Source organism: Acidovorax sp. 22279 (genome assembly GCF_052045435.1).
In the GTDB taxonomy this organism is placed as follows: domain Bacteria; phylum Pseudomonadota; class Gammaproteobacteria; order Burkholderiales; family Burkholderiaceae_C; genus Acidovorax; species Acidovorax delafieldii.
In genome coordinates this window covers 577,264-601,749 of sequence record NZ_JBQEOV010000001.1, presented here as the reverse complement: position 1 = coordinate 601,749, position 24,486 = coordinate 577,264, and the positions used below count along the sequence as shown (strand labels likewise).

20 protein-coding genes are annotated in these 24,486 nt (G+C 66.2%); 16 read left to right on the top strand and 4 right to left on the bottom strand.

From position 1 onward, the window contains the following. Position 1: 1 nt before the first annotated feature. Positions 2 to 868, bottom strand: coding sequence for a ChaN family lipoprotein (locus ACTJKQ_RS02630; protein ID WP_440595912.1), 867 nt, complete (start codon positions 866 to 868; stop codon positions 2 to 4). A 71-nt stretch (positions 869 to 939) separates the two neighbouring features. Here ACTJKQ_RS02630 and ACTJKQ_RS02625 point away from each other — a divergent pair, with 71 nt between their 5' ends. From ACTJKQ_RS02625 to ACTJKQ_RS02555, 15 genes are all read left to right on the top strand, one after another. Next, complete coding sequence (locus ACTJKQ_RS02625; RefSeq protein ID WP_440595911.1) at positions 940 to 2,886, top strand: type IV pili methyl-accepting chemotaxis transducer N-terminal domain-containing protein; 1,947 nt, start codon at positions 940 to 942, stop codon at positions 2,884 to 2,886. Then, positions 2,883 to 3,632 carry a response regulator gene (locus ACTJKQ_RS02620; RefSeq protein ID WP_440595910.1) on the top strand — a complete coding sequence of 250 codons (750 nt, stop codon included), beginning with the start codon at positions 2,883 to 2,885 and terminating at the stop codon, positions 3,630 to 3,632. Before ACTJKQ_RS02625 ends, ACTJKQ_RS02620 begins: the two co-directional genes overlap by 4 nt. A gap of 205 nt (positions 3,633 to 3,837) precedes the next feature. Next, a complete protein-coding gene (locus ACTJKQ_RS02615; protein WP_440595909.1) occupies positions 3,838 to 5,130 on the top strand; it encodes an MFS transporter in 1,293 nt (430 codons plus the stop codon). A gap of 20 nt (positions 5,131 to 5,150) precedes the next feature. After that, positions 5,151 to 6,560 (top strand): NarK family nitrate/nitrite MFS transporter, encoded by a 1,410-nt coding sequence (locus ACTJKQ_RS02610; RefSeq protein WP_056745778.1) that lies wholly within the window; start codon positions 5,151 to 5,153, stop codon positions 6,558 to 6,560. A gap of 34 nt (positions 6,561 to 6,594) precedes the next feature. Further along, positions 6,595 to 10,398 (top strand): nitrate reductase subunit alpha, encoded by a 3,804-nt coding sequence (locus tag ACTJKQ_RS02605; RefSeq protein WP_440595908.1) that lies wholly within the window; start codon positions 6,595 to 6,597, stop codon positions 10,396 to 10,398. 17 nt (positions 10,399 to 10,415) lie between these two features. Further along, positions 10,416 to 11,939: a nitrate reductase subunit beta gene (gene narH / locus ACTJKQ_RS02600; RefSeq protein ID WP_056745774.1), complete on the top strand. Its 1,524-nt coding sequence runs from the start codon at positions 10,416 to 10,418 to the stop codon at positions 11,937 to 11,939. A gap of 20 nt (positions 11,940 to 11,959) precedes the next feature. After that, on the top strand, positions 11,960 to 12,661 hold the full coding sequence (gene narJ / locus ACTJKQ_RS02595) for a nitrate reductase molybdenum cofactor assembly chaperone (protein WP_440595907.1): 702 nt from the start codon (positions 11,960 to 11,962) through the stop codon (positions 12,659 to 12,661). Beyond that, complete coding sequence (gene narI, locus ACTJKQ_RS02590; RefSeq protein ID WP_116748707.1) at positions 12,658 to 13,389, top strand: respiratory nitrate reductase subunit gamma; 732 nt, start codon at positions 12,658 to 12,660, stop codon at positions 13,387 to 13,389. The genes narJ and narI overlap by 4 nt, the downstream gene beginning before the upstream one ends. A gap of 147 nt (positions 13,390 to 13,536) precedes the next feature. Continuing rightward, entirely contained in the window at positions 13,537 to 14,370 is an 834-nt protein-coding gene (locus ACTJKQ_RS02585; RefSeq protein ID WP_440595933.1) for a peptidylprolyl isomerase, read from the top strand. A 36-nt stretch (positions 14,371 to 14,406) separates the two neighbouring features. Next, a complete protein-coding gene (locus ACTJKQ_RS02580; protein WP_015012284.1) occupies positions 14,407 to 15,084 on the top strand; it encodes a carbonic anhydrase in 678 nt (225 codons plus the stop codon). 100 nt (positions 15,085 to 15,184) lie between these two features. Beyond that, the gene (locus tag ACTJKQ_RS02575) at positions 15,185 to 17,629 is read left to right on the top strand and encodes an adenosylcobalamin-dependent ribonucleoside-diphosphate reductase (protein WP_440595906.1); all 2,445 of its coding nucleotides are present in this window, start codon (positions 15,185 to 15,187) and stop codon (positions 17,627 to 17,629) included. A 59-nt stretch (positions 17,630 to 17,688) separates the two neighbouring features. Continuing rightward, positions 17,689 to 18,366, top strand: a complete 678-nt coding sequence (locus ACTJKQ_RS02570) for a nitroreductase family protein (RefSeq protein ID WP_199170848.1) — start codon at positions 17,689 to 17,691, stop codon at positions 18,364 to 18,366. A gap of 45 nt (positions 18,367 to 18,411) precedes the next feature. After that, the gene (locus tag ACTJKQ_RS02565) at positions 18,412 to 18,825 is read left to right on the top strand and encodes a ribonucleotide reductase subunit alpha (protein ID WP_440595905.1); all 414 of its coding nucleotides are present in this window, start codon (positions 18,412 to 18,414) and stop codon (positions 18,823 to 18,825) included. 125 nt (positions 18,826 to 18,950) lie between these two features. Further along, positions 18,951 to 19,430, top strand: coding sequence for a hemerythrin domain-containing protein (locus tag ACTJKQ_RS02560; RefSeq protein WP_440595932.1), 480 nt, complete (start codon positions 18,951 to 18,953; stop codon positions 19,428 to 19,430). 251 nt (positions 19,431 to 19,681) lie between these two features. Continuing rightward, on the top strand, positions 19,682 to 20,764 hold the full coding sequence (locus ACTJKQ_RS02555) for an AbrB family transcriptional regulator (protein ID WP_440595904.1): 1,083 nt from the start codon (positions 19,682 to 19,684) through the stop codon (positions 20,762 to 20,764). 27 nt (positions 20,765 to 20,791) lie between these two features. On the opposite strand, the gene ACTJKQ_RS02550 is transcribed toward ACTJKQ_RS02555, so the two are convergent. The 3 genes from ACTJKQ_RS02550 to ACTJKQ_RS02540 form a co-directional block, all read right to left on the bottom strand. Continuing rightward, positions 20,792 to 21,091, bottom strand: a complete 300-nt coding sequence (locus ACTJKQ_RS02550) for a BTH_I0359 family protein (protein ID WP_055392879.1) — start codon at positions 21,089 to 21,091, stop codon at positions 20,792 to 20,794. 225 nt (positions 21,092 to 21,316) lie between these two features. Then, positions 21,317 to 22,468 carry a DUF3108 domain-containing protein gene (locus tag ACTJKQ_RS02545; RefSeq protein ID WP_440595903.1) on the bottom strand — a complete coding sequence of 384 codons (1,152 nt, stop codon included), beginning with the start codon at positions 22,466 to 22,468 and terminating at the stop codon, positions 21,317 to 21,319. Between the two features lie 34 nt (positions 22,469 to 22,502). Continuing rightward, positions 22,503 to 23,285, bottom strand: coding sequence for an IclR family transcriptional regulator (locus ACTJKQ_RS02540; RefSeq protein WP_056059824.1), 783 nt, complete (start codon positions 23,283 to 23,285; stop codon positions 22,503 to 22,505). A gap of 102 nt (positions 23,286 to 23,387) precedes the next feature. Here ACTJKQ_RS02540 and ACTJKQ_RS02535 point away from each other — a divergent pair, with 102 nt between their 5' ends. Continuing rightward, positions 23,388 to 24,398 carry a fumarylacetoacetate hydrolase family protein gene (locus tag ACTJKQ_RS02535; RefSeq protein ID WP_108499870.1) on the top strand — a complete coding sequence of 337 codons (1,011 nt, stop codon included), beginning with the start codon at positions 23,388 to 23,390 and terminating at the stop codon, positions 24,396 to 24,398. Positions 24,399 to 24,486: the final 88 nt, after the last annotated feature.

Genomic DNA, 24,486 nt, shown 5'->3' with positions numbered 1-24,486 from the left:
CTCAGACCTTCTGTCCGGGGGGCGCAGGGCGCCACTGCTCGCGCAACTCTGCGCACACATCACGCGGGGGCAGCGCCGGGGTCTGGACCACGGCATCTGCTTGTGCACCTGATTTGACAGCGGCCGACGCATGTTCCACCTGCGCGATCACTACTTTTGACACCAGATTTGCCGGCCAATGCGTTGGCACGCCCAGGTGGCGCAGCACATGGCCGCCACCAGCCACCAGCAGCACCGTCTGGCCGGAGCGCAACGCCTCCTGGGCCGTCCGGGCCATGCTGGCGTCGCGGGCGATCTGGATGCGGGCCATGGGCGCAATTTGCGACTCCGGCAGCAGCCCGCAGTGGCCGTCGCGCAGCGCCTGGTATTGCTGCGCCAGCGCGGGGGCGGGCAAGTGCCGGTCCCAGGCGGTCTCCGCCATGGCGGCCCGCATGCGGGCGCGGGGCAGGTTGCCTCCCAGCACGGGCACGCCGGCGCCCACGGCCGCCATCACCACCGGGCCATAGGCCTGCCATGGCCAGGCGGCGTTGTCCCATTGCAGGGCGGCCTGGGCCTGCGCTTCGCTGGCATCGCGCGGCAGGCCCCGGGTGCTGTGGCCCCGCTCGGCCATCTCCATCACCACGGCCGCCAGCTGCCCGCGCGAGGACAGCCACGCCACGGCCTCGCGCTGCAGGCGCTGGTGGTCGGGCGCATCGTGCTGCTCGCCCAGCAGCAGTACATCGGCGGGCAGCAGGCTCTGCAAGCGGTCGGTCCAGAGGGGGGAGGGCGGCGTGCCGGTGGCGGGGGCGTAGGCGCAGCCAGCCAGCGCCACGGTGGCGCTTCCCAGCACCAGCCAGGTGCGCAGGAGAGGGAGGGGCAGTCGTTGCATGGCTCCATGCTACGCGGGCCGCTCTTGACCCAGGTCAAGGTTGTGGTGATGCCCCTTCCCTACACTGCGCCATGCGCTCACGTCCCACGCTCTCCACCAAACTCCTTGCCATGGGCGCGGGCTTCTTGTTGGTGGCGCTCGCGTCCATCGGCCTGACCCTGTGGGTGACCTGGAAGCTTGAGGGCGGCGCAGCGGCGGTCAACGAGGCGGGCCGCCTGCGCATGAACATGCTGCGCATGGTGCTGGTGCTGCAGACCGAGCCACCCGAGGCCGTGCAAGAACGCGCCCGCCAGTTCGACGCCAGCCTGGAGTTGCTGCGCACGGGCGATCCGTCGCGCCCGCTGTTTGTGCCGTGGAGCGATGAGACACGTACGCGGTTCGATGGCATCCGCGCCCGGTGGGCTGAGGCCCGCACCGGGTGGGTCAGCGCATCGCCCCCGGACCGCGCTCGGAACCTGGCGGAGGCCGATGCCTTTGTGCAGCAGGTCGATGGTTTTGTGGACGCCATCGAGATCCAGATCGCGGGCTGGACTGCCGCGCTGCACCTGTTCCAGCTGTTCATGATGGCGCTGGCCATCGTGGCTGCCGTCACCTTCATGGCCGTGAGCTATCTGCTGGTCATCAATCCCGTGGCACGTCTGCAGCAGGCCCAGGCCCGGCTGCGCCAGGGCGAGCTGGGCACGCGGCTGCCGGTGGATACGGATGACGAGTTCGGTCAGCTGTCGGCGGGCTTCAACCTCATGGCGCATGCACTGCAGGCATCGCACGACGAGCTGGAGCACAAGGTGCGCGAAAAGACCGCCAGCATCGCTGTGCAGAACCAGCGCCTGGCCGCGTTGTATGAGGTGAGCGCGCTGGCCAGCACGGCGGGCAGCCTGGAGCTGCTGGCCCAGGGTTTTGTGCAGCAGATCCGCCGCGTGGCGGGGGCCGACGCAGCCGCCGTGCGCTGGTCCAATGAGGCCAACGAACGCTACGTGCTGCTGGCGGGCGACGGCCTGCCGCGCACCATGGCCGAGGGCGAACATTGCCTGCACACGGGCACCTGCCTGTGCGGCCAGCCGCAGGCCCAGGCGCGCACGCGGGTCATTCCCATCACACCGTCCACGACCGTTGCCTTGCCCCATTGCCGCGAGGCGGGGTTCCAGACCATGGTCACCATCCCGGTGCAGATGCTGCAGCGCCTGCTGGGCGAGGTGGATCTGTTCTTCCGCTCGCCAGTGGAGCTGACCGATGAACTGCGCGACCTGCTCGAAGCCATGACGCGCCACCTGGCCAGTGCCATGGAGGGCCTGCGTGCCACCGCGCTGGAGCGCGAGGCGGCGGTGGCAGAGGAGCGCAGCCTGCTGGCGCGGGAGCTGCACGACTCCATCGCCCAGTCGCTGGCCTTCCTCAAGATCCAGACCCAGCTGCTGCGCGATGCCGTGGCGCGCGGCGATGAGGCCAAGCGCGACCGCAGCATCGGCGAGCTGGATGTGGGGGTGCGCGAGTGTTATTCCGATGTGCGCGAGCTGCTGGTGCACTTCCGCACCCGAACCAGCGAGGAAGACATCGAGTCAGCGCTGCGCGCCACCTTGTCCAAGTTTGAGCACCAGACCGGCATGGCCACCACGCTGGGCATGGTGGGCCACGGCTTGCCGCTGGCGCAGGACGTGCAGATCCAGGTGCTGCACATGGTGCAGGAGGCATTGTCGAACGTGCGCAAACATTCGGGCGCCACGCGGGTGGATGTGCTGGTGCACCGCCATCCACGCTGGCGCTTTGAGGTGCAGGACAACGGCACTGGCTTTGAGGTGGCCTCCGTGCCACCGGACTCGCTGCATGTAGGCCTGGGCATCATGCGCGAGCGGGCCCAGCGCATTGGCGCGGTGGTCCAGGTGGAGTCCGCTCCGGGGCAGGGCACCCGCGTGTGCATCGAGCTTCCCTCGGTCGCACCCACCCAGCCTCACCAGCCCGCCGCATTCACCCATTCAGCGGGTTCGATATACGCCGTAGCCCCCCAACAAGCCACCATGCCATGACGACCTCCGTATCGCCCGTTGCCACCCCCCCCGCGTCAGCGCCGACGACACCGCCGGTCACGCTGCTGGTGGTGGACGACCACACGCTGTTCCGTCGCGGACTGATCGCGCTGCTGAGCCAGTATGAGGGCCTGTCCGTGGTGGGCGAGGCGGGGGATGCCGCGCAGGCCCTGCGGCTTGCGCCCCAGCTGCAGCCGCAGGTGATCCTGCTCGACAACCACCTGCCGGGGGTGATGGGCGTGGATGCCATCCAGGGCCTGCGCGAAGTCTCGCCCGCCTCGCGCGTGCTCATGCTCACCGTGAGCGAGGACGCGCAGGACCTGGCCACCGCGCTGCGCAACGGCGCGCAGGGCTACCTGCTCAAGACCATCGACGGCGACCTGTTGGCCCAGGCCATTCGCCGTGCCGCCCGGGGCGAGCCCGTGGTAAGCCCCGAACTCATGGGCAAGCTGGTGGCGGCGTTCCAGTCGCAGGGTGTGCCCGAGATAGCGCCCGCCGCGCCCTTACCCGCCGATGCCGCTGCGGTCGCTGCAGGCGCCGCCAGCGGCTTCACACCCCTGTCACCGCGAGAGGAAGACGTGCTGCGCGAGATCGCGCGCGGTGCCAGCAACAAGGAAATCGCGCGCACGCTCGATATCGCCGAGACCACGGTCAAGATCCATGTGCAGCACATCCTGCGCAAGCTGGGCCTGAGTTCACGCGTTCAGGCGGCCGTCTACGCGTCAGACCGGCAGCGCGCCGAATAGCGCTGGCCCGCGCACGCTCCGGGCGCGTCGGGCTGGTGTGGTGCGGGTGCTATTACCCACAACGCTTGCGCCATAGTTCTTTCGGACGATGCTCCGCCCAGGGTAAATAGTCCCTCTGCCGCGCCGCACACCCTCTAGTGAAGGATGTGCAAAGGTCGCCACAAACGCGACCATTCCTCTCATGCAAAAAGAGAGGAATCGCGCAATGGCCAACGCAACCCTGACCCCGGGCGACAGCCCGCAGCGCACTCGCCAGGCTTGGTCGGTGCTGATCGTCAGCACCTTCGCCTTCACGGTCTGCTTCATGGTGTGGATGATGTTTGGCGTCATCGGCATCCCCATAAAGAAGATGCTGAACCTGAACTCCACGCAGTTCGGGCTGCTGATGTCCATGCCCGTGCTCACGGGCTCGCTGGTGCGGGTGCCCCTGGGCATCTGGACCGACAAGTTCGGTGGCCGCATCGTGATGGCGGCCGTCATGGCTACCACCGTGCCTGCCATCTGGCTCATGAGCTATGCCACGGAGTACTGGCACTTCCTGACGATCGGCCTGTTCGTGGGCTTGGCGGGGGGCTCGTTCTCAGTGGGCACGCCCTATGTGGCGCGCTGGTTCCCCAAGCATCGCCAGGGCACGGCCATGGGTGTGTATGGCGCGGGTAACTCGGGTGCAGCCGTGAACAAGTTCGTGGCGCCGGTGCTGCTGGTGGCCTTCGGCTGGACCATGGTGCCGCAGGTGTATGCGGCCATCATGCTCGGAACGCTGGTGCTGTTCTGGTTGTTCAGCTACAGCGACCCGGCCCACCTAGTGCCCAGCAACGTCAAGTTCACCGACCAGCTCAAGGCGCTCAAGGACCCCAAGGTCCTCAAGTACTGCCAGTACTACAGCATCGTGTTTGGCGGCTATGTGGCGCTGTCGCTGTGGATGGTGCAGTACTACGTGGGCGAGTTTGGCCTGGATATCCGCGTGGCGGCACTGCTGGCCGCGTGCTTCTCGCTGCCCGGCGGTGTGCTGCGCGCCATTGGAGGCATGCTGTCCGACAAGTACGGCGCCCACAGCGTGACCTGGTGGGTGATGTGGGTGAGCTGGATCTGCCTGTTCCTGCTGAGCTACCCCCAGACCGATTTCACCATCGTCACCGTCAACGGCCCCAAGACCTTCCACATCGGCCTGAACGTGTACCTGTTCACCGGTCTCATGTTTCTGCTGGGCATTTGCTGGGCCTTCGGCAAGGCCAGTGTCTTCAAGTACATCAGCGACGACTACCCCCACAACATCGGCGCCATCAGCGGCATCGTGGGTCTGGCTGGTGGCCTGGGCGGGTTCGTGCTGCCGATCCTGTTCGGTGCGCTGATGGACCTTACCGGCATCCGCTCCAGCGCTTTCATGCTGATGTACGGCGTGGTGTGGGTCTCGCTCATCTGGATGTACTTCACCGAAGTGCGCAACACCCGTCTCATGGGTTCGCAGGGTGCTGTTGCGCAACCAGCCACCCGTTGATCTTTCAAGGAAAACTCACCATGTCTGCCACTACCACCAGCGGGCGCCAGGGGCGTCTGCTCACCCTCTGGGCCCCGGAGGACAAATCGTTCTGGGAGCGCGAAGGCGAAGCCATCGCCAAGCTCAACCTGTGGATCTCGGTGCCCGCGCTGTTCCTGGCCTTTGCCATCTGGCAGGTCTGGAGCGTGGTCGCCGTGAGCCTGCCGGGCCTGGGCTTCAAGTATTCGACCAACCAGCTGTTCTGGCTGGCGGCGGCACCCGCGCTCTCGGGCGCCACGCTGCGCATCTTCTACTCGTTCATGGTGCCGCTGGTCGGTGGCCGCCGCTGGACGGCGATCTCCACCGCCTCGCTGCTGATCCCGGCCATCGGCATCGGCTTTGCGGTGCAGGACAACACCACGGCCTACCCCACCATGCTCATCCTCGCGCTGCTGTGTGGCCTGGGCGGCGGCAACTTCAGCTCCAGCATGGCCAACATCAGCTTCTTCTTTCCGAAGGAGCGCAAGGGCTCCGCGCTGGGTGTGAATGCGGGCCTCGGTAACCTGGGCGTGTCGGTGGTGCAGTTCCTCAGCCCTCTGGTCGTGACGGCCGGTATCTTTGGGGTCTTTGGCGGTGATGCTCAGACCATTGTGAAGAACGGCCAGACCGCGCAGGTGTGGACCCAGAACGCCGCCTTCATCTGGGTGCCATGGATTGCGCTGACGGCGCTGGCCGCCTGGTTCGGCATGAACGACATTGCCGATGCGCGTGCCTCGTTCGCTGCGCAGGCCGCCATCTTCAAGCGCAAGCACAACTGGCTGATGTGTGTGCTGTACCTCGGCACCTTCGGGTCGTTCATCGGCTATGCCGCAGGCTTCCCGCTGCTCATCAAGAGCCAGTTTCCTAACATCAACCCCCTGGCCTACGCATGGCTGGGGCCGCTGGTGGGCGCGGTGGTCCGGCCGTTTGGCGGGTGGCTGGCCGACAAGCTCGGCGGCGCGCGCGTCACGCTGTGGAACTTCATCGTCATGGCGATTGCCGTGGTGGGCGTCACGGTGTTTCTGCCATCCGCAGGCAATGAAGGTCAGTTTGCAGGCTTCTTCGTGTGCTTCCTGGTGCTGTTCCTCACCACCGGCATCGGCAATGGCTCCACCTTCCGCATGATCCCCGTGATCTTCCTGACCGAAGCCATGCGCGGTGTGGACCCCCGCAACACTGCAGCCGTGGCCCAGGCCAACAAGGAAGGCAACACCCTGGGCGCCGCCACGCTGGGCTTCACGGCCGCCATGGCGGCCTACGGCGGGTTCTTCATTCCCAAGAGCTATGGCAGCTCCATTGCGCTGACCGGCAGCCCCCATGCCGCGCTGTGGACGTTCTTCGCCTTCTACCTCGTTTGCATCGTGATCACCTGGTGGCACTACGCGCGCAAGAACGCCGCCATGCCTTGCTGATGACCCCTGAACAGAACAGAACAAGGAGCCCCCGATGAGCCATTTCCTCGACCGCCTTTCGTACTTCTCGCAGCCCCGTGAGACCTTTGCCCAGGGCCACGGCGAAACCAACGGTGAAGACCGCACCTGGGAAGACGCCTACCGCGACCGCTGGGCGCACGACAAGATCGTACGCAGCACCCACGGCGTGAACTGCACGGGCTCCTGCTCGTGGAAGATCTACGTCAAGGGCGGCATCGTCACCTGGGAAACCCAGCAGACCGACTACCCCCGCACCCGGCCCGACCTGCCCAACCACGAACCCCGTGGCTGCGCACGCGGCGCCAGCTACAGCTGGTACCTGTACAGCGCCAACCGCGTGAAGTACCCCATGGTGCGCGGCCGCCTGCTCAAACACTGGCGCGCCGCCATCGCTCTGGCCAAGAGCCCGGTGGACGCCTGGGCCAGCATTGTCGAGAACGATGCCTCCAAGCGCGAATGGCAAAAGCAGCGCGGCCTGGGCGGCTTTGTGCGCAGCACCTGGGAAGAAGTCAACCAGATGATCGCTGCGGCCAACGTGTACACCATCAAGAAGCACGGCCCGGACCGCATCATCGGCTTCTCTCCCATCCCGGCGATGTCGATGATTTCGTACGCCGCAGGCAGCCGCTACCTCAGCCTCATCGGCGGCGTGTGCATGAGCTTTTACGACTGGTACTGCGACCTGCCCCCCAGCAGCCCGCAGACCTGGGGCGAGCAGACCGACGTGCCCGAGTCGGCCGACTGGTACAACAGCTCGTACATCATTGCCTGGGGCTCCAATGTGCCCCAGACGCGCACGCCCGATGCGCACTTTTTGACCGAGGTGCGCTACAAGGGCACCAAGGTGGTGTCCATCACGCCCGACTACTCCGAAGTCGCCAAGCTGGGCGATCTGTGGATGCATCCCAAGCAGGGCACCGACGCTGCCGTGGCGATGGCCATGGGCCATGTGATCCTGAAGGAGTTCTACTTCAAGGACGGCGGCAAGGGCCGCTCGGCGTACTTTGATGACTACGCACGCCGCTACACCGACCTGCCGCTCCTGGTGGTGCTCAAGGAAAAGACGCTGCCCGATGGCCGCACGGTGATGGTGCCCGACCGCTATGTGCGCGCCAGCGACTTTCCGAACAAGCTCGACCAGTCCAACAACCCCGACTGGAAGACGGTGGGCTACGACGAACTGGGCCAGGTCACGCTGCCCAATGGCTCCATCGGCTTCCGCTGGGGCGCCGACGGGCGTGCCGACCAGGGCCTGTGGAACCTGGAAAACAAGGACGCACGCACGGCGAATACCGTCAAGCTCAAGCTGTCGGTGATTGAGGATGGCGCGCAGGCCCACGACGTGGCTGATGTGGCCTTTCCGTATTTCGGCGGTGTGGCAACGCCCAACTTCACGGCCAACGAACAAGGCGGCGACGTGATGGTGCGCCGCGTGCCGGTGTCCCACCTGGAGCTGGCCGGGCACGAAGCCCAGGGCCGGGTGATGGTGGCCACCGTGTTCGACCTGCTGGCTGGCAACTACGGCATTGACCGGGGTCTGCCCGGCGAAGAGCAGGGCGTCACCTACGACAGCGACCGCCCCTACACGCCCGCCTGGCAAGAAAAGATCACCGGTGTGCCGCGCGATCAGATCATCACCGTGGCCCGCCAGTTTGCCGACAACGCGCACAAGACCCACGGCAAGTCCATGGTCATCATCGGTGCGGCCATGAACCACTGGTACCACAGCGACATGAACTACCGGGGCATCATCAACATGCTGATGCTGTGCGGCTGTATCGGTCAGAGCGGTGGCGGCTGGGCGCACTATGTGGGCCAGGAAAAGCTGCGCCCACAGACCGGCTGGACGGCGCTGGCCTTTGCGCTGGACTGGATCCGCCCCCCCCGCCAGATGAACAGCACGAGCTTCTTCTACGCCCACACCGACCAGTGGCGCTACGAGAAGCTGGGCATGGAAGAGGTCCTCTCGCCGCTGGCCGACAAGAAGGCCTACCACGGTGCGCAGATCGACTACAACGTGCGGGCCGAGCGCATGGGCTGGCTGCCTTCGGCGCCCCAGCTCAAGACCAACCCGATGCAGGTGGCCAAGGATGCTGCGGCGAAGGGCATGGACGCCAAGGACTACGTGGTCCAGTCACTGAAAGACGGCAGCCTGCAGATGAGCTGCGAAGACCCGGACCACCCTGCCAACTGGCCGCGCAACATGTTTGTGTGGCGCTCCAACATTTTGGGATCGTCGGGCAAGGGGCATGAATACTTCCTCAAGCACCTGCTGGGCACCACCCACGGCGTGCAGGGCAAGGACCTGGGCAAGGACGAAGCCAAGCCCGAGGAAGTGCAGTGGCACACCAACGCGCCCGAAGGCAAGCTGGACCTGCTGGTCACGCTCGACTTCCGCATGAGCACGACCTGCCTGTACTCCGACATCGTCTTGCCCACGGCCACCTGGTACGAGAAGAACGACCTCAACACCAGCGACATGCACCCCTTCATCCATCCGCTGTCGACAGCGGTGGACCCGGCCTGGCAGGCCAAGAGCGACTGGGAGATCTACAAGGGTTTCGCCAAGGCCGTGAGCGAGGTCAGCGTGGGCCATCTGGGCGTCGAAAAGGACGTGGTGCTCACACCCATCATGCACGACACGGCCGGCGAAATGGCACAGCCCTATGGTGTGCGCGACTGGAAGCGGGGCGAGTGCGAACTCATCCCCGGCAAGACCGCGCCGCAGGTCACGGTGGTCGAGCGCGACTACCCCAACCTCTACAAACGCTTTACCGCGCTGGGCCCGCTGATGGAGAAGGTGGGCAACGGCGGCAAGGGCATTGGCTGGAACACGCAGACCGAGGTGGGCCAGCTGGGTGACCTAAACGGCCGCGTCAAGGAAGAGGGCGTGACACAGGGCATGCCCCGCATCGTGACCGACATCGACGCCACCGAAGTGGTGATGATGCTGGCCCCCGAAACCAACGGCCACGTGGCCTGCAAGGCCTGGGAGGCCCTGGGCAAGCAGACCGGGCGCGACCACGTGCACCTGGCGCTGCACCGCGAGGACGAGAAGATCCGCTTCCGCGACATCCAGGCGCAGCCGCGCAAGATCATCAGCTCGCCCACCTGGTCGGGCCTGGAAAGTGAGAAGGTCAGCTACAACGCGGGCTACACCAACGTGCACGAGTACATCCCATGGCGCACGCTCACGGGCCGCCAGCAGTTCTACCAGGACCACCCGTGGATGCGTGACTTCGGCGAAGGCTTTGTGAGCTACCGCCCACCGGTGCACCTCAAGACGCTGGAAGAAGTCGAGGGCAAGAAGCCCAACGGCAACCGCGAGATCGCGCTGAACTTCATCACGCCGCACCAGAAGTGGGGCATCCACAGCACGTACAGCGACAACCTGATGATGCTCACGCTCAACCGGGGTGGCTCCGTGGTGTGGCTGAGCGAAGACGACGCCAAGGTTGCGGGCATCGTGGACAACGACTGGGTCGAACTCTTCAACGCCAACGGTGCCATTGCAGCCCGTGCGGTGGTGAGCCAGCGTGTAAACCCCGGCATGGTGATGATGTACCACTCGCAAGAGAAGATCATCAACACCCCCGGTTCCGAGATCACCGGCACGCGCGGCGGTATCCACAACTCGGTCACACGCATCGTGCTCAAGCCCACCCACATGATTGGCGGCTACGCACAGTACAGCTACGGCTTCAACTACTACGGAACCATCGGCACCAACCGCGACGAGTTCGTGCTGGTGCGCAAGATGGACCGCGTGGACTGGCTCGACGATGAGCCTGTGTCCAGCACCGCAGCCCACGCCTGAAGCCAAGGAGAAACACGATGAAAATTCGCGCACAAATCGGCATGGTGCTGAACCTGGACAAGTGCATTGGTTGCCACACCTGTTCCGTCACCTGCAAGAACGTCTGGACCAGCCGCCCCGGGGTGGAATACGCCTGGTTCAACAACGTCGAGACCAAGCCCGGCATCGGCTACCCCAAGGAATGGGAAAACCAGGACAAGTGGAATGGCGGCTGGGTGCGCAGCCCCGACGGCTCCATCGCGCCCCGCCAGGGCGGCAAGTGGAAGCTGCTCATGCGCATCTTCGCCAACCCCAACCTGCCGCAGATCGACGACTACTACGAGCCCTTCACGTTCGACTACGACCACCTGCAGTCCGCGCCTGAAACCAAGGCCGCACCCACGGCCCGCCCGCGCAGCTTGATCACCGGCAAGCGCATGGAGAAGATCGAGTGGGGCCCGAACTGGGAAGAAATCCTGGGCGGCGAGTTCAGCAAGCGCAGCAAGGACAAGAACTTCGACGATGTGCAAAAGGACATCTACGGCCAGTTCGAAAACACCTTCATGATGTACCTTCCGCGCCTGTGCGAGCACTGCCTGAACCCGGCGTGTGTGGCATCGTGCCCCAGCGGCTCGATCTACAAGCGCGAAGAAGATGGCATCGTGCTGATCGACCAGGACAAGTGCCGTGGCTGGCGCATGTGCGTCTCGGGCTGCCCCTACAAGAAGATCTACTACAACTGGCAATCGGGCAAGGCCGAGAAGTGCATCTTCTGCTATCCCCGCATCGAAGCGGGCCAGCCGACCGTGTGCTCGGAAACCTGCGTGGGCCGCATCCGCTACCTGGGTGTGCTGCTGTATGACGCAGACCGCATCCAGGAAGCCGCCAGCGTGGAGCGCGACCGCGACCTGTACCAGGCCCAGCTCGACATCTTCCTGAACCCGAACGACCCCGATGTCATCAAGCAGGCCCGCATCGACGGCATCCCGGACAGCTGGATGGACGCCGCCCGCAACAGCCCCGTCTACAAGATGGCAGTGGACTGGAAGGTGGCCCTGCCGCTGCACCCCGAGTACCGCACGCTGCCCATGGTCTGGTATGTACCGCCCCTGTCGCCCATCACGGCCGCTGCCAATGCCGGCCACGTGGGCGTGAATGGCGAGATCCCCGACGTGTCGCAGCTGCGCATCCCCGTACAGTACCTGGCCAACCTGCTCACCGCCGGTGACACCGGGCCCGTGGTGCGGGCGCTGGAGCGCATGCTGGCCATGCGCACCTACCAGCGCGACAAGCATGTGGAGCAGCGCCAGAACCTGTCGGTGCTCAAGCAGGCCGGCCTGTCGATGGCGGAGGTGGAGGAGATGTACCACGTGATGGCGATTGCCAATTACGAGGACCGCTTCGTCATCCCATCGGCCCACCGCGAGTACGCAGAAAACGCGTTCGACATCCGGGGCGGCTGCGGCTTCTCGTTTGGCAACGGTTGCTCCGACGGCGCCACCGAGACCAGTATGTTCGGTGGCAAGAAGCCGCGGACCATTCCCATCAAAGCGACTGTTTGAGCGACACGGAAGGAATCACCATGTTCAAGAAGAACCCGACCTCCGTGCGCCTGACCCTGCGCGCCCTGGGCTACCTGCTGAGCTACCCCGATGCTCAGCTGCGCAGCGTGATGCCGCAGCTCATCGACGCTCTGCAGGCCGAGCAAGCCCTGACGGCCGAGCGCATGGAGGAGTTGAAGGCGGTGTGCGAGCACCTGGCTGCACTCGACCCGCTGGAAGCCGAAGCCCGCTACGTGGACAACTTTGATCGCGGCCGCCAGACCTCGCTGCACCTGTTCGAGCATGTGCACGGCGACTCGCGCGACCGGGGCCCGGCGCTTATCGACCTGTTGCAGACCTACGAGAAGGCAGGCCTGCAGTTCCAGGCAGAGGAGCTGCCCGACCACCTGCCGGTGGTGCTGGAGTTCGCCTCCACCCAGCCTGTGGAAGTGGCCAAGGAGTTCTTGGGCGAGATGGCCCACATCCTGAACGCGCTGTTCAGTGCGCTGGTGGCGCGCAACAGCCCCTATGCCAGCGTGATTGCTGCGGTGCTCGAAGTGTCGGGCCAGCGCGTGCAGTCGGTAGCGCTGACCCCCGAGCCGCCGATGGACGAGGTCTGGGCCGAGCCCGAGGCGTTTGGCGGTTGCAGCACCCAGGGCCAGTCCAAGCCGGACCAGCCACAACCTCTGCATTTTGTTCGTACCCCCCGCGCCGAGCGGGCACCCGAAGGAGTCTCCGTATGACCACCTGGCTTGACACCCTGTTGTTTGGCATCTATCCCTACATTTGCCTGGCCGTGTTCTTCATCGGCAGTTGGGCGCGGTTTGACCGTGACCAGTACACCTGGAAGAGTGACTCGTCGCAGCTGCTGCGCACTGGAAGCCTGCGCTGGGGCAGCAACCTGTTCCACATCGGCGTGCTGTTCCTGTTCTTCGGCCACACGGTGGGCATGCTCACGCCGCACTTTGTGTACGAGCATTTCATGAGTGCGGGCGCCAAGCAGCTCATGGCCATGGTGACGGGAGGCCTCGCGGGCACGCTGGGCTTCATCGGCCTGTCCATCCTGCTGCACCGCCGCCTGTCGGACCCTCGCATCCGCGCCACGTCCAAGACCAGCGACATCCTGATTCTGGTGCTGCTGTGGCTGCAACTGGCACTGGGCCTGGCCACCATTCCGCTGTCGGCGCAGCATCTGGATGGCTCCATGATGATGAAGCTGGCCGAGTGGGGTCAGCGCGTGGTGACCTTCCGCAGCGGCGGCGTCGAGCTGCTGGCCGAGGCGGGCTGGATCTTCAAGGCCCACATGTTCCTGGGCATGAGCATCTTCCTGGTCTTCCCCTTCACCCGTCTGGTGCATGTGTGGAGTGGCTTTGGCACGCTGGCCTATGTGCTGCGCCCCTACCAGGTGGTGCGTGCGCGCCGCTTGAACCTGCCCCCAGGCCACATGCAGTCGCAAGACCGCCGCGCCTGAAATCCACCGACTATCAAGGAGCACACCATGAGCGGATGTGGAACCGGGAGCTGCGGATGCGGCTCCACTGACAGCGGCGTGGCGGCAGCACCTGCCAGCACGCTGACCCCGACGCAGGCTGCGGCCTACGAGGCCCTGGTCGCAACGATGGACGATGTGCCTCTGCAAGCCACCCTGGCACCACAAGCCGGCGCCTTGGGGGGCAGGGGCTTGGTGGCAGCCGAGGTGGCACGCGTCAATGGCGTGGCCCTCAATGCCCCGCACGAGTCGCTGGACGAAGAGGCCCTGCGTCAGCGTGCGTGCACCGAGTTGCTGCGCCAGGCGGCGCAACAAGCGGGTCTGCTGCCCGCGAGCGATGTGCCGGGCGTCGAGGGGGCCATCAGCGTCCAGGCCTCCGATGCCATTGAGCAGTTGCTGGAGCGCGAGCTGGACCTCCCTGATCCTTCAGAAGAAGCCTGCCGCCGCTACCACGAGGCCCACCCTGCGGCCCATGCCCAGGGGGAGCGTGCGCAACTGCGCCATGTGCTGTTTGCGGTGACACCGGGCGTGGATGTGAAGCAGCTGCGCCTGCGGGCCGAGGCCTTGCTGATTGAACTGCGCTGCGCCGACGATGGCGGTGCACAGTTCGCCAAGGCCGCCGCCCAGTGGTCCAACTGCCCCAGTGGTCAGCAGGGCGGTGACCTGGGCTGGCTGACCCGCGCCGACTGCGCCCCCGAGTTCGCGCGCGAGGTGTTTGGCGGCGCCGAGATCGGCGTGCTGGCACGCCTGGTGCACAGCCGCTTTGGTCTGCATGTGGTGGAGGTGGTGGCGCGTGACCCGGGGCAACAGCCCTCGTTCGAAGAGGTGCGCCAAGCCGTTGCGCTCACCCTGCGCCAGCAGGCCTGGGTGAATGCGCTGCGCCAATATTTGCAGCTGCTGGCGGGCGCCGCCGTGGTCGAAGGGGTGGCGCTGGACGCGGCCGACACACCGCTCGTACAGTAGTTGCTCCACACACCACCGTTATCTGATTGCCTGCCCATGCCCGACGAGTTGCTGGACCGCTTGCGCCGCTTCCATGACGACGCTTTCCCCCAGTATCGCCAGCAGTTCCAGGCGCTGGTGGACGAAGGGCAGCATCCCACCACCTTGTTCATCGGGTGTTCCGACTCCCGCCTGGTGCCCTATCTGCTGACTGGTGCGGGGCCGGGCGAGCTGTTTCTGGTGCGCAATGTGGGGGCGTTCATCCCGCCGTACGACGGGTCGCATGGCCACCATGGCACCACGGCGGCCATCGAGTTCGCGGTGCTCAACCTGCAGGTGCGCCGCATCGTGGTGTGCGGCCACAGTCACTGTGGGGCCATCAAGGCGATGTATGGTGAGGTGTCGCCCGAGGCCCCCAACCTCAACCGCTGGCTGGACCTGGGGCGCGAGGCACTGTTGCCCATGCAGCCGGGTCCCGAGGTATTGCGCCGCACTGAACAGCGCGCAGTGGTGCTGCAGCTGGAGCGCCTCATGGAGTACCCCATGGTGCGCAGCCGGGTGCAGTCGGGCCAGATCAGCCTGCACGGTTGGCACTATGTGATCGAGGACGGCGAAGTGCATGTGTTCGACGTCCAGACCGGTGGATTTGTGCCCGCTTCGCAGTCGGACCACAGCGGCACCGGCCCCTACCAGCCCTATGTGGAGCATGATGGGCAGGTGCTGGTGGACGAGTGAGCGGCCACTGACTTGCCATGGCGCTGCATTCGGAGTGGAATGAGCGCTCCTTGACGGAACGCAACCCCGTTTCAGCCTGAAACCCAAATCATCGGCCCCCATGAAACGCGAACCCCAGCCCCCACTCAACCCCACCTCGTCCCTGCAGCCCATCAGCCTGGATGTGCTGCGGGAGAAATACCTCAAACCCGGCGAAACCACGGCCGACGAGCTGTACCAGCGCGTGGCACGGTCCCTGGCCTCGGTCGAAAAACCCGAGCTGCGCGAAAAGTACGAGGCCCTGTTCCTCGCCAACCTGAAGGCGGGCGCCATCGGCGCAGGCCGCATCATGAGCGCAGCGGGCACTGACATCCAGGCCACCCTCATCAACTGCTTTGTGCAGCCCGTGGGTGACTGCATCCAGGGCGTGGATGACGAAGGCTTTCCGGGCATCTACGAAGCGCTGCGTGAGGCGGCCGAGACCATGCGCCGTGGCGGGGGCGTGGGCTACGATTTCTCTCGCATCCGTCCCAAGGGCGCACAGGTGAAGGCCACCGCCTCCATGGCATCGGGGCCGTGCAGCTACATGAACGTGTTCGACCAGTCCTGCTCCACCGTGGAGAGCGCTGGCGCACGCCGGGGTGCGCAGATGGGCGTGCTGCGCATCGACCACCCGGATGTGCACGAGTTCATCACCGCCAAGCGCACGCCAGGCCGCTGGAACAATTTCAATGTGTCGGTGGGTGTGTCGGACGAGTTCATCCAGGCCGTGCAGAACAACGCACCGTGGGAGCTGGTGCACAAGGCCCGCCCCGGCACCGCACTGCTGGCCCAGGGCGCTCGCCAGCGCGCCGATGGCCTGTGGGTCTACGCCACCGTGGCCGCACGCGAGCTGTGGGACACGATCATGAAGTCGGCCTACGACTTTGCCGAGCCTGGCATCCTGTTCCTGGGGCGCATCAACGAAGACAACAACCTGCATTACTGCGAAGACATTGCGGCGACCAACCCCTGCGGAGAGCAGCCGCTGCCGTCCTATGGCTGCTGTGACCTGGGCCCCATCATCCTCACCCGCTTTGTGCGGCACCCCTTTGGCTTTGGGGGCGTGGCCGCGTTTGACTTTGACGCATTCACCCAAGCCGTGGCACTGCAGGTGCGCGCACTCGACAACGTGCTCGATGTGACCTACTGGCCGCTGCCGCAGCAGCGCGACGAGGCCATGGCCAAGCGCCGCATTGGCGTGGGCTTCACCGGCATGGGCAACACGCTGGCCATGCTGTGCCTGCGCTACGACTTGCCCGAGGGCCGCACGATGGCGGCACGCATTGCCGAGTGCATGCGCGACGCCGCGTACGCCGCGTCGGTGGATCTGGCGCGCGAGAAAGGTGCGTTTCCAAAGTTCGATGCGCGGGGCTACCTGGCGGAAGGCACGTTTGCGAGCCGGCTGCCCGAATCGCTCAAGGCCGCGATCCACCAGCACGGCATCCGCAACAGCCACCTGTTGTCCATCGCGCCCACGGGCACCGTGAGCCTGGCCTTTGCCGACAATGCCTCCAATGGCATCGAGCCGCCGTTCTCGTGGATGTACAAGCGCAAGAAGCGCGAGTCCGACGGCAGCACCACCGAATACGCGGTGGAAGACCATGCCTGGCGCCTGTACCGCGAGCTGGGCGGGGATGTGGAGGCGTTGCCAGACTACTTCGTCTCGGCCCTGGCCATGCCGGCCGAAGGCCACATCGCCATGATGGAAGCCGTGCAGCCTTTTGTGGACACGGCCATCTCCAAGACCGTGAACATTCCCGCGGACTACCCCTACGAAGGGTTCAAGGACCTGTACCTGCAGGCCTGGCGCGCCAAGCTCAAGGGCCTGGCCACCTACCGGCCCAACAGCATTCTGGGTTCGGTGCTCGAAACCCATGCGGAACCTGCGCCCGCGCCCGCTGCGGCGCCTGTGGCGCCACCCGCACCCCCGGTGGACCCCATGCGCACCGTGATCGAAAGCCGTCCGCAAGGGGGCCTTTCGGCGGTGGCTGAGAAGCTTGAATACTGGACGCAGGAAGGCCACAAGACCCTGTACCTCATCGTGTCCTTCCTGCCCGTGCCCACGGGCGTGGGCAACGGTACGGTGGACCGCGCCATCGAGTTCTTCATGCCGGTGGGCCAGAGCGGCGAGTCGCAGCAGTGGATCACGTCCAGCATGCGCATGCTGTCGCTCGCAGCGCGCGGCGGTTTTCTGGAGCGGGCGCTGTCGGACATGCGCAAAGTCGCCTGGGACCGCGGCCCGGTGCGCCTGGGCACCCACCGCAAGGACGACGGCACGCTGGTGCCCATGTGGCACGACTCCGAGGTGGCGGCCATGGCCTATGCCATCCAGAACATCCTGGCGCGCCGCGTGGCCGACCCGGTGCAGCAGCAACTGCCGCTGGACGAGCCCGCCCCGCTGCCCGTGGCCGTGCCCCAGGCCATGGCGGGCAAGAAGTGCAGCGAATGTGGCGCCCATGCGGTCATCCGCAAGGACGGCTGCGACTACTGCACGCAGTGTGGGCACCTGGGGAGCTGTGGATGAACGGTCGGGGCCCGCATCGGCCTTCCCGGCACACACGGTAAGCATTGGAAGGATTCCCCATGTCTGTCATTCCCTGGCCGTTGAACCCTTCGTCTCGCGCGCAGCCTGCTGCAGCGCGGGCCAGTGCGCCTGACGATGTGGCCGGGCTGGCGGCGGCGTTGATCCAGTCACGCCAGACCATTCTGCCCAAGCGCCTGGGCGGGCCCGGCCCCAATGCGGCCGAGCTGGCGCAGATCCTCCAGGCCGCAGCCCACGCGCCAGACCATGGCCAGCTGCTGCCCTGGCGCTTCATCCTGGTGCCGCAGGCCGCGCGTCCGCCGCTGGCCGATGTGTTTGCGCAGGCCCTGCTGGAGCGCGACTCTGCCGCCACCCCCGAGCAGGCCGAGCAGGCACGCGAGAAGGCGTACCGCTCCCCGGTGTTGCTGTTGGCAGTGGTGGATGCCGAGCGGGGCGACGCCGAGATTGATCTGGCCGAGCGCACCGTCTCTGCCGGCTGTGCCGTGCAGAACATGCTGCTGATGGCCACCGCGCAAGGCTACGGTTCGGCACTGACCAGCGGCAAGGCGCTGAAGGCGCCGAGCCTGCGGGCCTTGTTTCAGCTGGCGGCTTCCGAGCAGGCCCTGTGTTTCATCAGCATCGGCACCGTGTTGTCGCGCAAGGCGGTGCGCGCACGCCCTGCGGCAGGCGCCTATGTAAGCACGCTGGATGCCAAGCGGGGCGTGGTGCCTGGATTTTGAAGCGCGCTGGTGGCCCCCACCTTTCATTGATTGCGAGACCTTTTCATGGATATTTCCAGTTTTGACGACCTGCTGCAGGCCGCATGCATGCAACCCGAGCCGCAGCGCCTGCTGTTCGTCTTCGCGGCGGTGGAGCTGCCCGACGACGCCACCCCGGCGCAGCGCGCACGCTTCGAGGCCGGGCAGGGCGGTGCCCTGGTGCCTCTGATGTGTGTGGACAAGACGCCGCAGGAACTGGCATCGTTCGACACACTGGTGACCGAGGCCCGCCAGTTCACCGCCCCGGGCCACGACTGGGCCATCGTGTTTGCGGCGGCGATGTCCGGCACGCTGAACCAGGCGCCCAGCAGCGCCGATGCCGAGGCGCCCTTGCAGCGCATGGTGGATGCGATCAAGGGTGGGGCGCATGGGGCGTTCATTCCGTTTGACCGCCAGGGCCACCCTGTGCGGTTTGGCTGAGGCCTGCCATGGCACAGGCGTCCGTACCTGCGTCCGCATCCGCATCCGCACCCGTATCTGCTGCCGCGCCAAGGCATCTGCCCGGCTTCAGCGCACCGGCCGTGGGCTTTGAGCAGCCTTTTGCCATGCTGGAGGCCTGCCACGAGCGCGTGCAACGCACGCTGGGTTTGCTGGGCCGCTTGCGTGAGCATGTGCGAAAGCAGGGCGTTGACAACGATGCCCGCCAGGCCGCGCGGGATGTGCTGCGTTATTTCGACATCGCAGCACCGCTGCACCACCAGGACGAAGAACTGCATGTGTTCCCCCTGCTGCTCGCCCAGGCCACGCCCGAGGTCCGGGCGCTGGTCACGCGCCTGCAGCACGACCACGTGGCCATGACCACCGACTGGGCAGCGGCCCGGGCCGGGCTGCAAGCGTTGCTGGATGAAAGCGCCACCGGCTTCACGCCCCAGGACGAGGCCGCGCTGGACCGTTTTGCCATGCGGTATGACGCCCACATCGCCGCCGAAGAAGGCGTGGCCTACCCTGCTGCTGCCGCTTTGCTGCCGCCCGCGTCCCTTGCGGCGATGGGGCAGGAGATGGCTGCGCGGCGGGGTGCGATCTGATTGCTATCAAAAATATAGCTGTAAGCACATATTCGACTGGCGCAAGAGGCCGCTAGGGCTGAAATTTAGGCGCCTGCTGCCCCCAGGGACTGCTTGGCGCCCGGTGCCAAGCGGCCGTTGCCCGGTGGCGATGCCAGCCGTTCCGTCTGGGCAGCGCCTTGGCGGCTGCAGGGCCAACGGCTCGCGCGATACTGCGGGGTTGCGCGCGCGCCCCGCCGCGCCTGTTTGCTTGCCTGCCTGCCGTTTTCCGTATGCGCCCCCTCTTTATTGTTCGCACCCTGGCCACCCTGGCCTTGGCGTGGGCCGCTGCCGCTGCCTGTGTGGCCCTGCAGACCCCGCTGCCCTGGATGATCGGCCCACTGCTGGCTACTTCTGTCGTGTCGATGGCCGGCGGCCCCACCGAAAGCTGGGGCCCGCTGCGCAACGCCGGGCAATGGACGATTGGCGCCGCGCTAGGCCTGTATTTCACGCCCCAGGTGGTCGCGCTGATCGGCGGCCTGTGGTGGGCCATCGTGCTGGGCATTGCGTGGGCGCTGTTCCTGGGCTGGCTGTTTGGTGCCTGGCTTTACCGGGTGCATGCGCCCCGCATGCACGGTGTTCCTGCACCGATGCTGCGCGCCACCAGCTACTTTGCCGGCGCGATTGGGGCGGCGTCCGAGATGACCTTGTTGTCCGAGCGCGAAAACGCACGCACTGACCTGGTGGCCGCCAGCCACAGCTTGCGGCTGCTGATCGTTACGGTGACCATTCCGTTCGCGCTGCAGTTCAGCGGCCTGCACGGCCTCGATATCCTGCCGCCCACGCTGCGGGTGGTGAACTGGTCGGGGCTGGCGCTGATGGCGCTGCTGACCGGTGCGGGGGCGTTGCTGATGGACCGGCTGGGCCGCGCCAACCCCTGGTTCATGGGGGCGATGCTGGTGTCCATGGGCCTGACCATGGCAGGCCAGAGCCTATCGGCGGTGCCCCAGGGCATGGTCAACGCAGCGCAGCTCGTGATTGGGGTGAGCCTGGGCGTGCGGTTTCGCGCGGAGTTCTTGCACACTGCGCCGCGTTGGCTGGCGTCGGTGGCGCTGGGCACGGTGGCGCTGATGGGCGTGTGCGCACTGTTTGCCGCTGCCCTGGCCTGGGCAACGGGGCTGCCCTGGGTCACCTTGCTGCTGGGCACTTCGCCCGGCGGCATCACCGAGATGGCCATCACGGCCAAGGTGCTGCAGCTGGGGGTGCCCGTGGTGACGGCGTTCCAGGTGTGCCGGCTGATTGCGGTGCTGATGCTGGTGGACCCGCTGTACCGGCGGATTTATCCGCCCAGCGCACACGAAGGCTCGGTGGGCTGAGCTAACGCACCGGCCTTTGTCGTGGTGTCAGTGCACCACCACCGGGTTCTGCGCCAGGCCCGCGTAGCGGTCCAGTGCGTCTTCCACTTCTTCCTGGGTGGGCGTGTCGCGCTGCCAGGCCAAGATCTGTTCCTGGAACATCTCGGCCCAGGAACCGTCCAGGTAGACCTCTTTGCCGGAGCGCTTGTCCACGATTTCAAAACCATGGCGCGCAAGCTGGGGAACGGCGGGGGCGGTGTCGTTGAGCACCTGGGCGCTCTTTTTCTCCACGGCATCGGGCAGCATATGGACCACCACGAAGGATTCTGAGTCGTAGAGCATGTGCATCGTGTTCCCCTTGTCGATATAGATGTCAGATGACAGCGGGTGCGCAGAGTTCAAGGGCCTTTGAACAGGTTCTTAGGTAAACCACGGCTTTTGTCCCCTGCTGCGTTGCAGTATTTCATGAAAAACGGAGCACGCCGGGTTCGCGGGGCTTTTTTGCCCGGATGGCGTATGGGCGCAACACTCCGTGCGGCGCGAGCCGTCGGAGGCAGTGCTTTGAACAGGTTCTCAAGGGGGGCTGCTGGCGCGCAGCAGCAGGTCGGCGAAATCGCCGTTGGCCTGGGTGAGCTTGATGCGAACGGGCAGATAACCCAGTCCCGGCGCCACCCAGAGTTCGGCCTTCTGGTCGTAGTCCTTGCGCGGCAGGCGCAGCAGCTTGAGGGCGGGCGTGGGCCCGGCGGGCAGGTCCAGGGTTTCGGGGCCTTCCACGGTGAAGGTCCAGCGGTCGGCGCTGCGGGCGCTCACCGTGGTCAGCGTAATCTGGGTGCCGGGCACAAAGCGGCTGGGGTCTGCGGCCAGTAGGGCGCCCAGCTGGATGAACAGGCTCAGGCGGTCCTGTACGCCCGGCCCTGCCGCCGCGTCGGGCGTGTTGGCGCTGAAGGTGACGCGGCCCTTGTCGTAGTCAAAATGCGCGGCCTGCTCGCTGCGGGATTTGTCGGAGAACTTCTCGGGCAGCAGTCCTTGCTCCGTGACCGTGCCCACGCTGCGCTGCGTGCGGGTGCCTACCAGAAAGGCGCTGATCTCCTGGCGCGCCTCGTAGCGATTGCCGTCGTGCTGCCACAGCAGTTCGGCCCGGGCGCTGTAGGCGAACTTTTTGGCCTGGCCGCTTACGTCAAACGCGAGGCGCGTGGGGGCAGGCATGCGCACGGGCGGCGGTGGGGCGCTGGCACTGCGGCCGGTGCCTCCGGGCGGGCGGATGTCCACGCCCGTGCCGGGCTGGGCGTCTTCAGCCGTGGGCTCTGGGGGGGCGGCCGGTGCCGATGCCGCAGGCGCGGGTGCCGGGGCGGCGTCGTTGGCAGGCGTCTCAGGGGTTGCGCTAGCCACGGTGGTTGCGGCACCAGGGTCCGCAGGCGCGCCGGCTTCCGTGACAGGGGCGGCCGCCAGTAGAGGCTCGGGACGGTCTGCGGCGACAGGGGCTGGGGGGCGCTTGGGGGAGGGCGCCTTTTTACGGGCCGGGGGCTGCGGTACGGCGACGGGCGCGGCGGTCACGCCGGAGGGCGCAACGGCTGGTGGGGGCGGTGCGGGCGCGATGCTGCGCGTGCTGAACACCTGGCTGGACGGCTGTGCAGGGCTGTCCCAGGCCAGGGGCACGCCGCTGAGCACCAGCCAGTGCAGGGCCAGCACCAGGGCCGTGATGAAAACCAGCGCGCGCCGTGGCATCTGCTCGCTGCTTGTGTGTGCGGGTACGGGACCGTCAGGCGCTGCCTGCGCCCAGGTCGCTGGACAGCTGGGCTGCGGCCGCGCGCAGCGGCGCATCAATGGCGCCGCCCCATTCGGGGTCAAAGGTGGCGATGGATCCCAGCGTGGTGATGCCCAGCTCCAGGTGACCGTCGGCATCGAAAACCGGCGCGCAGAAGGCGACGATGCCCGGCAGCAGCGTGTCCACCACGCGGGCGGCGCCGCGCTCGCGCACCTCGGCCAGCAGTGCGTTCACTTCGGCCATGGTGGCGGGCAGGTCGGTGCGGCGCATCTTCACGGCGCGGGCCAGCTCCTCTTTCAGCAGCGGCGCCACCACCTCGGGCGACATGAAGGCCGCAAAACACCGCCCTGTGGCCGACGACAGCAGCGGCATCACGTCGCCCAGGCGCAGGTTGGCGGTGACGGCCTGGGGCGATTCCTCCCAGTGCACGATGGTGGGGCCGTGGTTGCCCCACACGGCCAGCGCCAGCGTGTGGCCGATGGTTTCCATCAGCGCGGGCATGCGTTCGCGGGCCAGGCGCACGCCATCGAGCCGCGTCAGCGAGGCCAGCCCCAGCTTGAGAGCGGCCGGGCCCAGGTCATAGCGCGCGGTGCGGGGGTCTTGCGTGACCAGGCCCAGGCGCTGAAAGCTCACCAGATACCGGTGCGCCTTGGCCGCGCTCATGCCCGCCGAAGCCGCCACATCCTTGAGCATCAGCGGTCCGCGCGAGCGCGTCAGCCCCTCCAGCAGGGCAAAACCCACCTCGACCGATTGAATTCCTGCACGTTCTTTGTCCATGTGCACTAAAATTTGCGAGTTTTGTTTAGTTAAATCAATTTACCCAAGCGTAATTCGTGTTGGGTGAAACCTTCAACCCCTTGAGACAAAGGTCCTGCCACCATGAAACTCGCTACCTACAAAGACGGCTCGCGCGACGGCCAACTGGTTGTCGTCTCCCGCGACCTGGGAACGGCCCATTATGCGACCGGCATTGCCAGCAAGATGCAGCAGGTGCTGGACGACTGGGGCTTCATCTCGCCCCAGCTGCAGGACCTGTACGACCAGCTCAACAGCGGCCGCGCGCGCCACGCCTTTCCGTTTGACCCCGCCCAGTGCATGGCCCCGTTGCCCCGCGCGTACCAGTGGGCCGACGGCTCGGCCTACATCAACCACGTTGAACTGGTGCGAAAAGCGCGCAACTCCGAAGTGCCCGAAAGCTTCTACACCGACCCCCTGATGTACCAGGGCGGCAGCGACGACTTCATCGGCCCCTGCGACGATGTCGTGGTGCCCAGCGAAGCCATGGGCATCGACTTCGAGGCCGAGATCGCCGTCATCACCGGCGACGTGAAGATGGGCACCACCGCCGACCAGGCGCTGGACGGCATCCGCCTGGTGATGATTGCCAACGACGTAAGCCTGCGCAACCTGATCCCGGCCGAGCTGGCCAAGGGTTTCGGTTTCTTCCAGAGCAAGCCCGCTACCGCTTTCGGCCCCGTCGCCGTCACACTGGACGAGCTGGGCGACGCCTGGGACCACGGCCGCGTCAACCTCACCGTGCAGTCCACCTGGAACGGCCGCAAGGTCGGCATGTGCGACGCGGGTCCTGAAATGACCTTCCACTTCGGCCAGCTCATTGCCCACATCGCCAAGACGCGCAACGTGCGCGCCGGCTCCATCGTGGGCAGCGGCACCGTCAGCAACAAGGGCGTGGAGCAGAACGGCCGCATGGAGTGGCCCAAGGGCTACAGCTGCATCGCCGAAAAGCGCTGCATCGAAACCATCCAGGACGGCAAGCCCAGCACCGACTTCATGAAGTTTGGCGACACCATCCGCATCGAGGTCAAGGGCAAGGACGGCGCCAGCATCTTCGGCGCCATCGACCAGACCATTGCCGCACCGGCCGCCTGAGGCCCCGCAGAGAAAAATTTGAATAAAAACGGCTGCATGCGCTAGAGGAACATGCGCTTGCAGCTATCAAATTCATAGTATCAAGGAG

Coding starts and splice junctions, on each gene's coding strand:
- ACTJKQ_RS02630 (WP_440595912.1), bottom strand. CDS start 868: ATGCAACGACTGCCCCTCCCTCTCCTGCGCACCTGGCTGGTGCTGGGA.
- ACTJKQ_RS02625 (WP_440595911.1), top strand. CDS start 940: ATGCGCTCACGTCCCACGCTCTCCACCAAACTCCTTGCCATGGGCGCG.
- ACTJKQ_RS02620 (WP_440595910.1), top strand. CDS start 2,883: ATGACGACCTCCGTATCGCCCGTTGCCACCCCCCCCGCGTCAGCGCCG.
- ACTJKQ_RS02615 (WP_440595909.1), top strand. CDS start 3,838: ATGGCCAACGCAACCCTGACCCCGGGCGACAGCCCGCAGCGCACTCGC.
- ACTJKQ_RS02610 (WP_056745778.1), top strand. CDS start 5,151: ATGTCTGCCACTACCACCAGCGGGCGCCAGGGGCGTCTGCTCACCCTC.
- ACTJKQ_RS02605 (WP_440595908.1), top strand. CDS start 6,595: ATGAGCCATTTCCTCGACCGCCTTTCGTACTTCTCGCAGCCCCGTGAG.
- narH (WP_056745774.1), top strand. CDS start 10,416: ATGAAAATTCGCGCACAAATCGGCATGGTGCTGAACCTGGACAAGTGC.
- narJ (WP_440595907.1), top strand. CDS start 11,960: ATGTTCAAGAAGAACCCGACCTCCGTGCGCCTGACCCTGCGCGCCCTG.
- narI (WP_116748707.1), top strand. CDS start 12,658: ATGACCACCTGGCTTGACACCCTGTTGTTTGGCATCTATCCCTACATT.
- ACTJKQ_RS02585 (WP_440595933.1), top strand. CDS start 13,537: ATGGACGATGTGCCTCTGCAAGCCACCCTGGCACCACAAGCCGGCGCC.
- ACTJKQ_RS02580 (WP_015012284.1), top strand. CDS start 14,407: ATGCCCGACGAGTTGCTGGACCGCTTGCGCCGCTTCCATGACGACGCT.
- ACTJKQ_RS02575 (WP_440595906.1), top strand. CDS start 15,185: ATGAAACGCGAACCCCAGCCCCCACTCAACCCCACCTCGTCCCTGCAG.
- ACTJKQ_RS02570 (WP_199170848.1), top strand. CDS start 17,689: ATGTCTGTCATTCCCTGGCCGTTGAACCCTTCGTCTCGCGCGCAGCCT.
- ACTJKQ_RS02565 (WP_440595905.1), top strand. CDS start 18,412: ATGGATATTTCCAGTTTTGACGACCTGCTGCAGGCCGCATGCATGCAA.
- ACTJKQ_RS02560 (WP_440595932.1), top strand. CDS start 18,951: ATGCTGGAGGCCTGCCACGAGCGCGTGCAACGCACGCTGGGTTTGCTG.
- ACTJKQ_RS02555 (WP_440595904.1), top strand. CDS start 19,682: ATGCGCCCCCTCTTTATTGTTCGCACCCTGGCCACCCTGGCCTTGGCG.
- ACTJKQ_RS02550 (WP_055392879.1), bottom strand. CDS start 21,091: ATGCACATGCTCTACGACTCAGAATCCTTCGTGGTGGTCCATATGCTG.
- ACTJKQ_RS02545 (WP_440595903.1), bottom strand. CDS start 22,468: ATGCCACGGCGCGCGCTGGTTTTCATCACGGCCCTGGTGCTGGCCCTG.
- ACTJKQ_RS02540 (WP_056059824.1), bottom strand. CDS start 23,285: ATGGACAAAGAACGTGCAGGAATTCAATCGGTCGAGGTGGGTTTTGCC.
- ACTJKQ_RS02535 (WP_108499870.1), top strand. CDS start 23,388: ATGAAACTCGCTACCTACAAAGACGGCTCGCGCGACGGCCAACTGGTT.